General features: G+C 74.0%; 11 protein-coding genes. 3 read left to right on the top strand and 8 right to left on the bottom strand.

All coding sequences use genetic code 11. The features are described from left to right. Positions 1-2: 2 nt before the first annotated feature. Positions 3-1,595, bottom strand: a complete 1,593-nt coding sequence (locus MTP10_RS03795; RefSeq protein WP_310707577.1) for a serine/threonine-protein kinase — start codon at positions 1,593-1,595, stop codon at positions 3-5. A 102-nt stretch (positions 1,596-1,697) separates the two neighbouring features. Here MTP10_RS03795 and MTP10_RS03790 point away from each other — a divergent pair, with 102 nt between their 5' ends. Both MTP10_RS03790 and MTP10_RS03785 read left to right on the top strand, forming a co-directional pair. Further along, positions 1,698-2,291, top strand: a complete 594-nt coding sequence (locus MTP10_RS03790; protein WP_310707575.1) for a matrixin family metalloprotease — start codon at positions 1,698-1,700, stop codon at positions 2,289-2,291. A 9-nt stretch (positions 2,292-2,300) separates the two neighbouring features. Next, the gene (locus MTP10_RS03785; RefSeq protein WP_310707574.1) at positions 2,301-3,209 is read left to right on the top strand and encodes a hypothetical protein; all 909 of its coding nucleotides are present in this window, start codon (positions 2,301-2,303) and stop codon (positions 3,207-3,209) included. A 46-nt stretch (positions 3,210-3,255) separates the two neighbouring features. On the opposite strand, the gene MTP10_RS03780 is transcribed toward MTP10_RS03785, so the two are convergent. From MTP10_RS03780 to MTP10_RS03755, 6 genes are all read right to left on the bottom strand, one after another. Continuing rightward, positions 3,256-4,269: an NAD(P)-dependent alcohol dehydrogenase gene (locus MTP10_RS03780; RefSeq protein WP_310707572.1), complete on the bottom strand. Its 1,014-nt coding sequence runs from the start codon at positions 4,267-4,269 to the stop codon at positions 3,256-3,258. 131 nt (positions 4,270-4,400) lie between these two features. Beyond that, a complete protein-coding gene (locus MTP10_RS03775) occupies positions 4,401-5,573 on the bottom strand; it encodes an FAD-dependent monooxygenase (protein WP_310707571.1) in 1,173 nt (390 codons plus the stop codon). A 61-nt stretch (positions 5,574-5,634) separates the two neighbouring features. Beyond that, positions 5,635-8,727 (bottom strand): BTAD domain-containing putative transcriptional regulator, encoded by a 3,093-nt coding sequence (locus MTP10_RS03770; RefSeq protein ID WP_310707569.1) that lies wholly within the window; start codon positions 8,725-8,727, stop codon positions 5,635-5,637. Between the two features lie 69 nt (positions 8,728-8,796). Further along, positions 8,797-9,732: an alpha/beta hydrolase gene (locus MTP10_RS03765; RefSeq protein ID WP_310707567.1), complete on the bottom strand. Its 936-nt coding sequence runs from the start codon at positions 9,730-9,732 to the stop codon at positions 8,797-8,799. A 61-nt stretch (positions 9,733-9,793) separates the two neighbouring features. Continuing rightward, positions 9,794-10,282, bottom strand: a complete 489-nt coding sequence (locus MTP10_RS03760) for a sigma-70 family RNA polymerase sigma factor (protein WP_310707565.1) — start codon at positions 10,280-10,282, stop codon at positions 9,794-9,796. Then, positions 10,279-10,743, bottom strand: coding sequence for a hypothetical protein (locus tag MTP10_RS03755; RefSeq protein WP_310707564.1), 465 nt, complete (start codon positions 10,741-10,743; stop codon positions 10,279-10,281). Before MTP10_RS03755 ends, MTP10_RS03760 begins: the two co-directional genes overlap by 4 nt. Before the next feature lie 72 nt (positions 10,744-10,815). Between MTP10_RS03755 and MTP10_RS03750 the strand changes: the two genes are divergently transcribed. Beyond that, the gene (locus MTP10_RS03750; RefSeq protein WP_310707562.1) at positions 10,816-11,289 is read left to right on the top strand and encodes a hypothetical protein; all 474 of its coding nucleotides are present in this window, start codon (positions 10,816-10,818) and stop codon (positions 11,287-11,289) included. Here the strand turns inward: MTP10_RS03750 and MTP10_RS03745 are convergent. Next, the gene (locus tag MTP10_RS03745; RefSeq protein WP_310707561.1) at positions 11,277-13,136 is read right to left on the bottom strand and encodes an asparagine synthase-related protein; all 1,860 of its coding nucleotides are present in this window, start codon (positions 13,134-13,136) and stop codon (positions 11,277-11,279) included. The genes MTP10_RS03750 and MTP10_RS03745 overlap by 13 nt on opposite strands. Between the last annotated feature and the right edge of the window lie 56 nt (positions 13,137-13,192).

Raw genomic sequence — 13,192 nt, 5'->3', positions numbered from 1 at the left:
GGTCAGCCGCCGCTCTGCGGCATCAGCTTGAGGATCTTGCCCTTCGCGTTCGCCAACAGGTACCCGGCGCCGTAGTCGTCGACGACGTAGTACATGAGGGCCGGCTGGTTGCCCGCGAACGGCGAGGCTCCTTCGGCGATCACGTACCGCATGGTCGGCTTCGCGATGCCGAGCCGCCGGTCGGCCGTGCGGCGCAGGCTCGGGAGGACGGCCCAGTCGAACGACCTGAGGGTGGCCGCCTTCTGGCCCGGGGTGATCGTGCCTCCGGCGGTCCGGCTCACCTGGCCGTCCCGGTAGGTGAAGCGGTCGTACACGCCCTTCCTGGTGCGTACCGGGGCATCGGCGATCGCGTAACCCTCGTACAGGACGAGCCGGAAGAAACCGGTGCCGCCCGACGCCTTCTCCAGGGCCGCGATGGCGGTGCGGACGCCGGCGGGCGTCGTCAGGTTCGCCGCCTTCTCCTCCTCGGCGGGCTCCGTCTCGGCAGGGTCGAGGGGCTGGTCCTCCTCGGTGGTGATCCCGGTCGGGGATGTCGCCCGCGAGACCGTGAGGGAGGCGTCGCCCTGCAGCCGGGGGACGACGATCAGACCGGCGGTGATGATGCCGCCGACGGCGGCCACGCCGGCGATCGTCACCGCCCGGCGCCCGGCGGAGCGCTTGCCCACCGGACCCGTGGGCAGGCTCGCGTAGGGGTGCTGCGGGCCGGTCGGGAACGCGGGGCGGGGAGCCTGCGGCGTGGCCGGCCCCGCGTTCGCGGGGCGGCCGGCCGCCTGCTCCGCCGCCTGGGCCAGCATCCGGTCGAGCTCCGCCACCGGTGGGCGCGCGGCCGGGTCGGGTGTCAGCAGGGCCCGCAGCACGTTCTCCAGCGGCCCCGCCCGGAGCGCCGGCGGCACCTGGGCGTTCATGACGGCCGCCAGCGTGGCGATCGGGGTGTCGCGGCGCAGCGGGTGGCGGCCCTCCACCGCCACGTACAGCAGCATGCCCAGCGACCACAGATCCGAGGCGGGATCGCCCTCGTGGCCGCGCAGCCGTTCCGGCGCGATGTACTCGGGGGAGCCCACGACGTCGCCGCTGGCCGTGAGCCCAGGGGAGTCGAGCATGGCCGCGATGCCGAAGTCGGTCAGCACCGGGCTGCCGTCGGGACGCAGCAGGACGTTCGCCGGCTTCACGTCGCGATGGCGGATCCCCGCCTCGTGGGCGGTGCGTAACGCGGCCAGGATCCCGCGCCCCAGCCACGCGGCCTCGGCGGCCGTCATCGGCCCCTGGGCCAGCCGGTCGGCCAGTGACCGGCCGCGTACCAGCTCCATGACGATCCACGGGTGCGCCAGGGCCGGCGTGTCCACGATGTGGTGGATGGTCACCACGTTCGGATGGTCGAGCCGGGCCAGGGCCCGAGCCTCGCGCAGCACCCGTTCGCGCATCATGCGGGCCCGGCTGGAGTCCGGGTCGGGGGAGTCGGACGGGCGGACCTCCTTGAGCGCGACCTCGCGTTGCAGGGCCAGGTCGTAGGCACGCCACACCGTGCCCATGCCGCCGCTGCCCAACCGCCCGACCAGCTCGAAGCGGCCGTCGATGACCGTACGCCCGGATGTCACAGCGCACAGCCTAGGGCCGACAAAGGGGGATACACCGGTTTGATCCCCTCTTATGCACCCGGCAAGATAGCGGACACCCTTCTCCTCCAATTTCTGGATCACATGTCATACCGAAAGCTCCTCCCAGCGATCATCCTCGCGGCCGCGGTCACCACCGTCGCCGCGTCCCCGGCCAGCGCGAACGGCTTCGGCTCCGCCAACGGCTGCTGTCCCTTCGCCGACAACGGCAAGCACTGGTACAACTACGCGTCCCTGGAGACCCGCACCCGCACCGCGGTGAAGGCCGCCCTGCTGAACCTGGACGCCCAGACCGACATGACCGTGGCGGCCGACACCACGCCCGACCCGAGCACCGACGTCGAGTCGTTCGACCAGTACTACGTCGACGCCTGGGACCTCGACTGGGACGGCTCCAGCACGGGCTACAACCTGTTCGCGTACTCGAAGTGCGTCAAGACCATCGCCCCGGCCACCAGCGGCCAGCCGTGGCGCTGCGACCAGTACGAGGTCCGCTACGACCTGCGTGACATCGACTGGATGACCGCGACCCAGCGGCAGGCCCTGGCGTGCCACGAGATCGGGCACACGGTCGGCCTCGACCACTCCACCGAGTCGACGTCCTGCCTGAAGACCGGCGCGCACAAGATCCTCAAGTACAGCGCGCACGACGTCGCCCACATCAACGGCCGCTACTAGGAGACCGGGATGCGAAACCTCAAGCTCCTCACAACCGTCGCCGCCGTCGCCGTCGCCTCCACCGCCGGATGCGCGGCCCAGCAGAGCGCCGCCCAGCGGCAGCCCGAGCGGTCCTTCTGGTCCCAGCTCCACACCGACGCCGGCGGGACGGGTCAGTACCTGTTCGACTCGCTCGACGACATCACGCCCGGCGCCCGGCCGTCCGGCACGTTCCGCCCGGCCGCCGCGCTGGTGGAGGGCACGGTCGTCGGCGTCGAGCCCGGCATCGCGTACGCCTCGGGCGACGACTCGCCGACGCCTCGGGTCGTGCCGTACGAGAGCGCGGAGGCGGCGATCCGCTGGGCCAGCGTCGTGGTCAAGGTCGACAAGGTCCTCGCCGGCAAGCTCGGCCGCGGCTACACCGGCGGGCAGATCCGGCTGCGGGTCGAGCAGCCCACCGGCACCACGCTCGACGGCCTCCGCCAGTCGATCGGCACGGCCGGCCGCGGGCTGTTCTACGTGGACAGCGCCCTGTCCCGGGCCAAGCGCCGCGCCGCGTCGCCGCAGGCGCAGGCGTACCAGGCGTCCGTGCACATCCCGATCGGGCAGGGTGTGTTCATCGAGGAGAAGCCGGGCGCGGCGCTGGTCGCCCCGCTCACGGACGAGAACCGCGCCGCCCAGCTCCTCGGGGACGGCGGCGAGCAGACCGCGCAACCCACGCCCACGTCCACGCCGACGTCCACGTCGCCCACGCCCACGAGCACGGGTGCCTCGCCCTCCGGCCGGCCCAGCTCGACGGGGGCCACGCCGCAGTCCACGGCCACGGGCGCCGCCCCGCAGCTCAGGTCCGCCGGCGACTCGCCGCTGGCCCGGCTCCGCGGCCGCGTCCAGCGCTCCGCCTGCGAGACGGGCACGGCCACGGACCGCTCCACCTGCTGACGAGCGCATCCGCTGACGAGCTCACGGCTGGGAGCCTGGGTGGCTCTCAGCCGTGGCTGATGACGACCTTGCCGAAGCCGCCGCCCGCCTCGCAGTAGCGGTACGCCTCGTGGACGTCCTCGAACGGGAACACCCGGTCGATCACGGGACGCAGCCGGTGCGTGGCGACCGCGCGACCGACCTGGAGGAAGTGGGCCCGGCTGCCCGTCGCCACCCCGCGCAGCACCGCGCCCGCCCCGAACAGCAGCGCCGGGTCGACCGGCCTGGCCCCCTCGGCGCCGGACAGCCGGTAGCCGACGAACGCCACCTCGCCGCCGAACGCCACCGACTTCAACGACTGCTCCAGCGGCCCCGCCGGGTCCACGACGCGGTCGACGCCCAGGCCGCCGGTGAGCGCGCGGACCTCCTCCGACCACGAGGGGTTCGCCCGGTAGTCGATCACCTCGTCGGCGCCGAGCTTCCGCAGCCGCTCCGCCTTGTCCGGGCCGGACGTCGTCACGATCACCCGGGCGCCGGCCAGCTTGGCGAACATCAGCGTGAACAGCGACACCCCGCCCGAGCCGAGCGTCAGCACGGTCTGGCCCGGCCGCGGGGCGCCGCCGGAGGTCAGCGCGTTCCACGCGGTCACGGCCGCCAGCGGCAGCGCCGCCGCCTCCTCGTACGACAGGTGCTCGGGGACGGGCACCACGCCGTCCTCGCCCAGCACCGCGTACTCGGTCAGCACTCCGTCGGTCATGGTGCCGAGCTGGGCGGCGTTCTCCATCTGGAACGGCCCGTCCAGCCAGCGCGGGAACACGGTGGCCGCCACCCGGTCGCCCGGCCTGACCCGGGTCACGTCCTCGCCGACGGCCACGACGTCGCCCACGCCCTCGCAACCGGGCACGACGCCGGGGGTGATCGGCAGCGGGTAGTCGTTCGCCAGCACCAACAGGTCGCGGAAGCCCAGCCCGTTCGCGCGGATCCTGACCACGACCTGCCCGCGTCCCGGCGCGGGCTCGTCCCGCTCCTCGACGGTCAGCCCGGCGAGACCGCGTCCCGGCCGCAGGTGATAGCTCCTCATGGCACGTCCTTCCGCAAGCTTCGGCTACGTGGTGATCGTCCGGGCGAGCCATGACATCGGGCAATTCCCCGCAGGGAATGGCGGGAGCCCAAAGATCGGAAAATCACCATTCACCGCCCTCGCGGCACCGGTCACCCGGTCACGTCGCTGAGCAGCGACGAGTAGTCCTTCAGGGTGATGTTCCCGGCGAAGTCGTCCGTCATCTTCATCATGAGCTTGAGCATGAAGCCCACCTTGAACGTCCAGTTGCGCATCCGGATGCGGGCGTTCGACGGGGGCGCCAGCCACGGACCGGCGTTGCCCTTCTCGGAGACCTTGGCGTACTCGCGGAAGCCCTCCTCGTAGCGCCGGAACGCCACCCGATGGTCGCCGCCGGCCACCGCCAGCTCGCCCGCCAGCACATACGCCCCCACCAGCGCCAGCCCCGACCCGAACCCGCCCAGCGTGTTGGCGTAGGCCGCGTCGCCCAGCAACGCCACCCGCCCCTGGGAGTACCGGTCGATCTTCACCCGGCTGATCGAGTCGAGGTAGAAGTCGCCGGTGCGGCGCACCGCGTCCAGGACCTCGGGCGTCCGCCAGCCCATCCCGGCGTAGGCGTCGAGGACGATCCGCTTCATCGCCTCGGTGTCGTAGCGGTCGTAGTCGAGGCGCGGGGAGGAGAAGACGAAGAAGGCCGACGCCTTGGGGCCGCCGGCGGCGACCATCCTGCCCGGCTCGTTGTAGATCTGCGCCTCCGCGCCGAACCGCTCGGGCACCTCGGCCAGGGCGTAGTAGTGGCCGAGGAACTCGACGTAGTCCGACTCGGGGCCGAAGACCAGGCGCCGGACGTTCGAGTGGATGCCGTCGGCCCCGATCACCAGGTCGAACGTGCGCGGAGCCGAGCGCTCGAACGTGACGTGCACCCCGCCGGGGGTCTCGGTGAGCGAGGTGATCGAGTCGCCGAAGACGTACGCGCAGCCGGCCTCGACGCTCCTGTCGTAGACCAGGCGAGCCAGGTCGCCGCGGGCGATCTCCAGCTCGCCGCCGCTGAACTCGCCGGGCATCACCCCGAGCGCCCGGCCGCGCGTGTCGACGAACGTCTGGTCGGTGCCGCCGGTCTGCAGGCGGCGCACGTCGTCCAGGATGCCCATGCGGCGCAGGACCGTCAGGTGGACGTCGCCCTTGAAGTCGACGGCCTGGCCGCCGGGGCGCAGGACGGGGGCCTTCTCGACGATCGTGACGCGGAAGCCGTAGCGGGCGAGCCAGTAGCCGAGGGCGGGGCCGCCGATGCTGGCACCGGAGATGAGGACGTTCGTGTTCTGCATGTCCACGACTCTCGCGGAGCGCGCTGACACCCCGGGGACAACCGGCTGACAGTACGACCCCTCAGCCCACGAGGGCTGACAGCGCCTCCTCGCCGCTCAGCGCGGCGCCCTTGGCGAAGTGCGCGGCGAACGCGTCCGCGCCCAGCCGCTCGGTCGCCCCCGCGGCGACCCTGGCGACGTCCCGATCGCCCGTGACGGTCGTTCCGCGCAGCGCCGCACCCACACCCAGCAGGTACGCCGCCCGCTCGGCCGCACCTTCGAGCAGCGCCAGCCCGGCGTTGCCCTCGGCGATCTCGGCCGCGTCCGACGGCACCACCATGCGCGCCAGCTCCAGCGCCTCGCCGTGCCTGCGCCTGGCCTCGGCGCGGTCTTCCTCGACCTCGGCCAGCCGGCCGAGCGCGGTGCACGCGAACGGCCTGAGGCCCTCGGTCACGTACGAACCGGGAACGGCGGCCTCCAGCACGGCGGTGTAGCGGGCCCGCGCCTCGTCGTGCTCACCCGAGAACCGGGCCAGGTCGCCCCACGCCAGGTCCAGCGCCGGCACCGCGCGCGACGTCCCCGTCCGGCGGGCCAGCTCGGTGGCGCGTTCGAGGTCGGCGCGGGCCCCGTCCAGGTCGCCCTCCCGCATCAGCCCCGCCGACCTGCGGCAGAGCACGTCCACCAGCTCCTCCGCCGCGCCGAGCTGCTCGTGCAGGTCGACGGCCTGACCCCAGAGCCGCCTGGCGCCCGCCCAGTCGCCGCGCCGGCTCACGATCAGCGCCAGCCATTCGAGGGCCTGCGCCATTCCCCAGCGCTCACCGGCGGCGCGGAAGCGGGCCAGCGTCTCCTCCAGCAGGTGCTCGCTCTCGGCCACCCGGCCGCCGAGCAGGAGGATCAGCGCCTCTCCCAGCATGGACACGGCCTGGCTCCACGGGTCGGAGCCGAGCAGCCGTCCGCGCCGCCGGGTGGTCTCCGTCTCGGCCGGGCCCGCCGTCATGCCCCAGAGCGCGGCCAGGAACGGGTGGCGCAGCTCGCCGTCCACCGTCGTCATGATGTCCGTGGCCCGCGCCCACTGCTCGGGGGACACGTCCGGCACGGCCTGCAGCACGCACAGGACGTACTCCTCCTCCAGCCCAGCGACGGGCTCGTCGCCGATCCGGCCGAGCAGCCGCGCCGCGGACGAGGTGATCTGCCCGCGCCGCCCGCTCAGCCACGAGTACGCCGCCAGGGCCGCGACCAGCCGCGACGCCGTCTCCGGATCGTCCTCGACGGTGTGCCGGAGCGCGGTCCGCAGGTTGTCGTACTCCGCGGAGAGCCTGGCCAGCCAGTCGAGCTGCTCGGCCCGCCGCAGCCACGGGTCGGCCTCCCGGGCCAGGGCGAGGAACCAGGCGGCGTGCGCGTCACGGGTCCGCCGCTGCTCACCCGCCTCGGCCAGCTGCTCGGCGCAGAACAGGCGGATGGTGTCGAACATCCGGTACCGTCCGCCGTCGGCCTCGACGAGCGACTTGTCGACCAGGTCGGCCAGCACGTCGCCGTCACCGCAGACGGACTCGGCCGCCTCCAGTGACGCGCCCCCCGCGAACACCGAGAACCGCCTCGCCACCTCCTGCTCCTCCGGGGTGAGCAGGCTCCAGCTCCACTCGACCACGGCGTGCAGGGTGCGGTGCCTGGCCGCCGCCGTCCGGTCGCCGCGGGAGAGCAGTGTGAAGCGGCCGTGCTCGTTCAGCCGGGCGGCGATCTCCGCCGGGGTGAACGTGCGCAACCGCGCCGCCGCCAGCTCGATGGCCAGCGGCAGGCCGTCCAGGGTGGCGCAGATCTCGGCGCAGGCAGCGGCGACGTCGGGGCCGGCCGCGAACCCGGGCCGGACGGCGGCGGCCCGCTCGGCGAACAGCCGTACGGCCGGGGAGGGGAGGGCGTCGGCGGGATCGGTGCCCGGCGGCGGCACGGCGAGCGGCGCGAGGGGGACCAGCATCTCGCCGGTGAGGCCGAGCGGCTCCCGGCTGGTCGCCATGACCGCGACGCCGGGGCAGGCGTCCAGCAGCCGCCGGACCAGCTCGGCGGCGGCGGCCACCACGTGCTCGCAGTTGTCGAGCACGAGCAGCAGCGACTGGTCGGCGAGGGCGGCGACGAGGCGGTCCGCCGGGTCCGGACGGTCCAGTGCGGGCGCCTGCAACCCGGCCTCGCGCAGCCCGAGCGCGCCCAGCACGGCCGGGGCCACCTGCAGCCCGTCGTCGACCGACGACAGATCGGCGAATACCGCCTCCCGGCCCGGAGCCGCCCGGTGGACGGCCTCGACGGCGAGCCGCGTCTTGCCCGTGCCGCCGGGCCCGACGACGGTGACCAGCCGGGCATCGCCGAGCGCGGCGATCCTGGCCAGCTCCTCCTCCCGGCCGATGAGCCGGTTGAGCGGGGCGGGCACTCGCCGCCGGGGAGCCTGCGCCTTCCGCCCCTCACCGCGCAGGATCGCCAGGTGCAGCGCCGCCAGCTCCGGCGCCGGGTCGGTCCCCAGCTCGTCGGCCAGCAGCCGGCGTACCTCGTCGTAGACCGCCAGCGCGGCGGCCTGCTGCCCGGACGCGTGCAGCGCCCGCATGAGCTGGCCGCGCAGCCGCTCGCGCAGCGGGTGGGCCGCCACCAGCTCGCGCAGCTCGGCGACCGAGGTCCCGCCGGGCAGGGCCAGCTCGGCCTCCGCCAGGTCCTCCCTGGCCGCCAGCCGCGCCTCCTCCAGCCGCGCCGCCTGCGGCGGGGCGAACGGCGCGTCGGCCACGTCGGCCAGCGCGGGCCCGCGCCACAGGGCCAGCGCCTCCTTCAGCACCCGGGCGGCCGGCTCGTGCTGCCCCGCGGCCAGCAGCCTCCGCCCGTCCCGGGCCAGCCGCTCGAACCGGTGCGCGTCGACGTCCTCCGGCTCCACCGCCAGCCGGTACCCGGCGCCGTGGAACTCCACCAGTCCGGCCGGCAGGTTCCGGCGCAGCCGGGAGACGTGGGCCTGGATGGCGTTGGCCGCCCCGGCGGGCGGGTCGTCGCCGTACTGGCCGTCGATGAGCCGCTCCACGCCGACCAGCCGCCCGGCGTCGAGCAGCAGCAACGCGAGCAGCGCCCGAGGGCGCGGCCCACCCACGGCGACCGCCTCACCGGTGGCCGTCCGCACCTCAAGCGACCCGAGGATTCCGAACTGCACGGCACCGATTCTGTCCCATCCGCCCGGTGTGTTCCGACGGAGAACCGGGTCGCCGCCCCTCGAACGCCCTCACACGGAGGTCAGGAAGTCCGCCAGGAGCCGGTTGACCTGCCGGGGGCAGTCGGTGGTGAGGGCGTGTCCGCAACCGTCCAGCTCGTGGACCCGGGCGCCGGGCATGAGCCGGCGGAACTCGCGCGCCTGGCCGACGGGGTTGACCGTGTCCTGCCGGCCCCAGACCACCAGGGCGGGCGTGGTCGTGCGGGGCATGGCGGCGATGGTCTCGCGCCAGTCAAGGCCGCGTTCGAGCAGGTACTGGCTCTCCAGGTTGTCGTCCAGGGTGCCGGGCGCCCAGAAGGCGTCCACGTCCTCCTCCGTCACCTGGTCCTGGTGGACGTGGATGCGCTTGAGCGCTTCCAGCGAGCTCGACCTGTCCGCGTAGAACCAGTTGTTCCACAGCTCCCCGATGACGGGATATTTCATGATCTCGTAGACCCAGGTGTCGCGGGTGGCCGCGCCCGAGGGCGCCAGCAGGAGCAGGCCGGCCACGCGCCCGGGATGCCGCTGCGCGTAGGCCAGCGCCCACCCGCCGCTCCACGACAGACCGCCCAGCGCCGGGCGCTCGATGCCCGCCGCGTCGAGGAAGGCGCCGATCGCCTCGGTCATCCCGTCCAGGTCCCAGGTGAAGCCGCGGTCCTTCAGGGTGGTGAAGCCCTGGCCCGGCAGGTCCACCACGTAGACGGTGTGCTCGCGGGCCAGCTCGGGCAGTTGCCGGCGCCAGCCGTACACCCAGGAGGCCCCGGGGGACAGCAGCACCACCGGCGATCCGGTGCCCTGCTTGACGTAGTGGAACCGGGCCAGCGGCGTCTCCAGGAATTGCGCGTGCTCGGGGTAGGCGGGCCGGTATCCGCTCTGCCGCGCCGGGCGGTAGCCGTAGGCGCCGTACAGGGCCGCGCAGACGAGCAGCGTGAGAGTCGTGGCCAGGACCACGAGGGTGCGGGTTCGCATCGGTGCCCTCCAATCGGTGGATGTCCGATCGGAAGAGGGCGGCGGACCCGCCGAGGTTCCCTCACGACTGCCAGGCCCTGCGGAAGCTCAGCCGGGCCCGCGCCAGCCGGGACTTGACCGTGCCCACCGGCACCTCCAGCAGCCTGGCCGCGGTGGCCTCGTCGAGCCCTTCCACATCGCGGAGCACCAGCACGGCGCGGTGCTCGGGCGTGAGCCGTTCCAGGACGTCGCGGATGTCCACCGCATGCTCCACGTCCTGGCGCGACGGCAGGTCGCCCGGCTCCGCGGGGCCGATCCGGTTGTCGCGCCTGGCGATCCTGACGGCCTCTCTCACGGCTATCGCCCGCGCCCAGCCGTACAGCGCGTCGGGCTCGCGCAGCGCGCGCAGGTTGCGGAAGACGGCGATCAACGCCTCCTGCACCGCGTCCTGCCCGCCGTCCAGCGCGATCGGGCCGCAGATCCGGCCGAGGTACGGCGTCAGCTCGCTGAGCAGGTCGTTCATCGCCATCGTGTCCCCGCGCTGAGCGGCCAGGACGAGCGCCGCGGTCATCGGGCACGCTCGGCGATCCGCGCGGCCAGCCGGGCGAGGGCCTTCTCCCCGGCCGTCCTGACGCCCAGGGGCACCAGCGCGGCACGTCCCGGCACGCGGACGCCGCCGGTCTGCGCCACCAGCGTGCCTCCCGGAACGGCGGTCGCGGCCAGGCCGACGAGCAGGAACCTGCTCTGCATCCAGCACCAGCCGGGCCGCAGGTCCACGTCGAAGCGGGCACGCATGCCGTACCTGCTGCGGGCCTCGGCCACCAGCCGCCCGCCTCCGTCGTCCGCGACGATCCGCAGCCGCCGCATGTCAGGCTCGAAGGTGCCGAACTCCCGTTCCAGGTCGCTCACCACCTCCCAGACCAGCTCGAAGGGGGCGGGAAGCATCCGCTCGGCGACATGCGCGCCGGGGACGCCGGCGGCGAGCACGCGCAGCCGGCGCACCGGGTCCAGGTCGGCAACAGGCCAGTTCATGTCCTTCCAGAGGCGGCGCGGGGGCAGAAGGTTCCATGGAACCATCGGGAAGTTCGCCGCCTCCTGGAGGGCATGAACATCTCACGTCCCGGCGCGTTCGCGGCCGCCGTCCTGCTTCTCGACGCACTGGTCCACCTGTTCTGGCTGATCCGGCCCGTCGCCGACCCCCGCGCGCTGTCGCTGGCCGTCCTCGACGTCGAGGTGCCCTTCACCGCCCGGGTGCTGGTGCCGCTCGTCCTCCTGCTGAGCTTGGCGGCCCTGTCGGTGGCGGCGGCCTCCGGCGGCCGGGGCGGGTGGGTGGCCAGGGCGGTGACGCTGGCCGTGGGCGCCGGTGCGCTGGTGCGCGGGGAGCTCGGGCTGGCATGGGCCTTCGGCCTCGGCACGGACACCGCGAGCGCGTTCTACCGGCTGAACCTGTTCCTCTACACCCCTGTCTGCCTGGCCACGGCGCTCGCGGTCGGCGTCGTCCTGGTGCGGGCACGTCCGGGGCTGGTGCGGGCACGTCCGGGCCTGGTGGGGGCACGTCCCGGCCGTCACGACCGGTGACGCTCGGGCGGGGAGCCCGGCACGGGAACGTGCACAGGGGGAAGATCGGGAGGGGCGGGCGTGGAGAAGGCGTCCGTCAGCATCACCGAGACCGTGTACAGATGCCACAGGACGTCCATCCGGGACTCCGGCAGCCGCGCCACGGCGTCCTCGTCGACGACGCTCGCGAGCCCGTCGCCCTTCAGCGCTCCACGCGCGTCGATGATGCCCGCGGACATCAGGTCGACCAGCTCCTGAGAGGGCTTCGTCCGCCAGTTCCAGGGCTTGCCGGCCGGGGCAGGACCGCCGGCCGGCACGGCCTGGGCCCTCGGTGGCCGGAGCCGGTCCATCAGGCCGCGGCGCGGCGGCTCCTCGGCCGTGAACCGCCACGGCCTGCCCTCCACGGGGACGTCCCGTAACCGGGGCGCGAAGGCGCCGATCACCCCGTGGATGAGCGCCTCGGAACGCCGCCACAGCGGATCCATGCTCAGCGCGGTCCGTACGACCAGGTTGTCGAGGAACGGCGGGACGGGGTTCTGGCCGCGCAGCAACGACGCGCGGGACGCGGCGTGCCACCGGCCCACGCGGTACGTCAGGTACAGCCGGTCCAGCACGCTCGCGCCGTCCTCCCGGCAGCGGTCCAGCCACGGGGACGCCAGGGCGCGGCCGTGCTCCCTTGCCTCCCTGGTCAGCAGGTCGGCGTTCCTGCCGAAGAGGCCGTCCACCCTGCGCCTGACGGCCTTGGCGTCAAGGTCGGCCTGGTTCTGCAGGAAGCCGCCCCGCAGGATCTCCCCGCCGTGGCCGGACATCCGGGGCGTGGGGTCGAACCGCGTGCCGCCGGGGATGTTCTCGTACGCCGAGATCATGCCCTCGCAGGCGAACAGCGCGTTGTGCGTGCGAACGCGGGGATGCGGGACGATCAGCTCGGTGCCGCCCTCGGACCGTTTCGGGCGGGTGACGCGGTGCTGGACGCCGAGCACCTCCGCGACGTGCCCGGCGATCACCACATCGGGGTGGTCGTCGTGCCCCGAGGTCGACGTCACGAACGGGATGTCCGCCTTGTGCAGCAGCGCGGCGAGGAGACGGCTGTCGCGGCCTCCGGTGAGCGACAGACGTACCGGCTCGGTGGTGCTCCGCAGCGGCCGCACGGCGGCGAGCAGCGCGTCGGCGAGCTCGTCGACCTGGGCGCGCGTCGCCCGCCTGGAGGCGGGGGCCGGGCGTGCCTCGGGGAGCGGCGCCTCGGTGACGGCACGGCGACCGGCGGTGATCCTGATCTCGGCGGCGGGCGGCAGCGCGCCGACCCCGTGGAACGGCGTCTCGTCGGACAGGAAGTACCCGGCGCGGACCATCGACTCCATCGCCGGCAGATCCCAGGCGATCTCCGGCCGGCGCGACGCCGTCTCGGCCGCCCTGGCCACCAGGTGGACGAGCAGTGCCCGGCTGCCGACGACATGGACGTCCGAGGTCTCGGCGTAGAAGACGGGGCACGCCCGGGTGAGCCCCGTGGCCGCGCCCACCTCCCCCTCGCCGGCCCGGAAGACCGAGAAGACACCGCCGGTACGGACCGCCGCCTCCCCCAGCCGGGGAGCGGCCAGCAACCGCTCCACCTCGGCGGGTTCGGCCAGATGCCCGGTGAGGCCCATCAGCCGGCCGCCGCCCGAGCACACGAGCGGCAGCCCGTGTCCCTCCGGCTCGTTGGACCAGGACAGCAACGCCGTGTCACCGGCGGCCGACCGCCATCCGGCCGACCTGACAGTCTCGGCCGGCACCGGGAAGGCACGCGTGATCGCCTCCCGCGCCGCTTCGAGAGCCACGGACGGCACCGGGACGCCCGCGCGCTTGGCCGCGAGCACTAGATGGACGCGCAACCCGGCCTCCCCGCCCGATCCGGCTGCCCGGTGGCCGCTCCGGCAGGAGGCGGAGC

Origin of the sequence: Nonomuraea sp. 3-1Str (assembly GCF_031570565.1) — a bacterium.
GTDB lineage: Bacteria > Actinomycetota > Actinomycetes > Streptosporangiales > Streptosporangiaceae > Nonomuraea.
The sequence above is the reverse complement of the archived record's forward strand: the minus strand, read 5'-3'. Positions and strand labels throughout refer to the sequence as shown.

What these genes read in the sequence shown, in the direction of transcription:
- MTP10_RS03790 (WP_310707575.1), top strand. Translation starts at nt 1,698, where the DNA reads ATGTCATACCGAAAGCTCCTCCCAGCGATCATCCTCGCGGCCGCGGTC.
- MTP10_RS03785 (WP_310707574.1), top strand. Translation starts at nt 2,301, where the DNA reads ATGCGAAACCTCAAGCTCCTCACAACCGTCGCCGCCGTCGCCGTCGCC.
- MTP10_RS03780 (WP_310707572.1), bottom strand. Translation starts at nt 4,269, where the DNA reads ATGAGGAGCTATCACCTGCGGCCGGGACGCGGTCTCGCCGGGCTGACC.
- MTP10_RS03775 (WP_310707571.1), bottom strand. Translation starts at nt 5,573, where the DNA reads ATGCAGAACACGAACGTCCTCATCTCCGGTGCCAGCATCGGCGGCCCC.
- MTP10_RS03765 (WP_310707567.1), bottom strand. Translation starts at nt 9,732, where the DNA reads ATGCGAACCCGCACCCTCGTGGTCCTGGCCACGACTCTCACGCTGCTC.
- MTP10_RS03760 (WP_310707565.1), bottom strand. Translation starts at nt 10,282, where the DNA reads ATGACCGCGGCGCTCGTCCTGGCCGCTCAGCGCGGGGACACGATGGCG.
- MTP10_RS03755 (WP_310707564.1), bottom strand. Translation starts at nt 10,743, where the DNA reads ATGAACTGGCCTGTTGCCGACCTGGACCCGGTGCGCCGGCTGCGCGTG.
- MTP10_RS03750 (WP_310707562.1), top strand. Translation starts at nt 10,816, where the DNA reads ATGAACATCTCACGTCCCGGCGCGTTCGCGGCCGCCGTCCTGCTTCTC.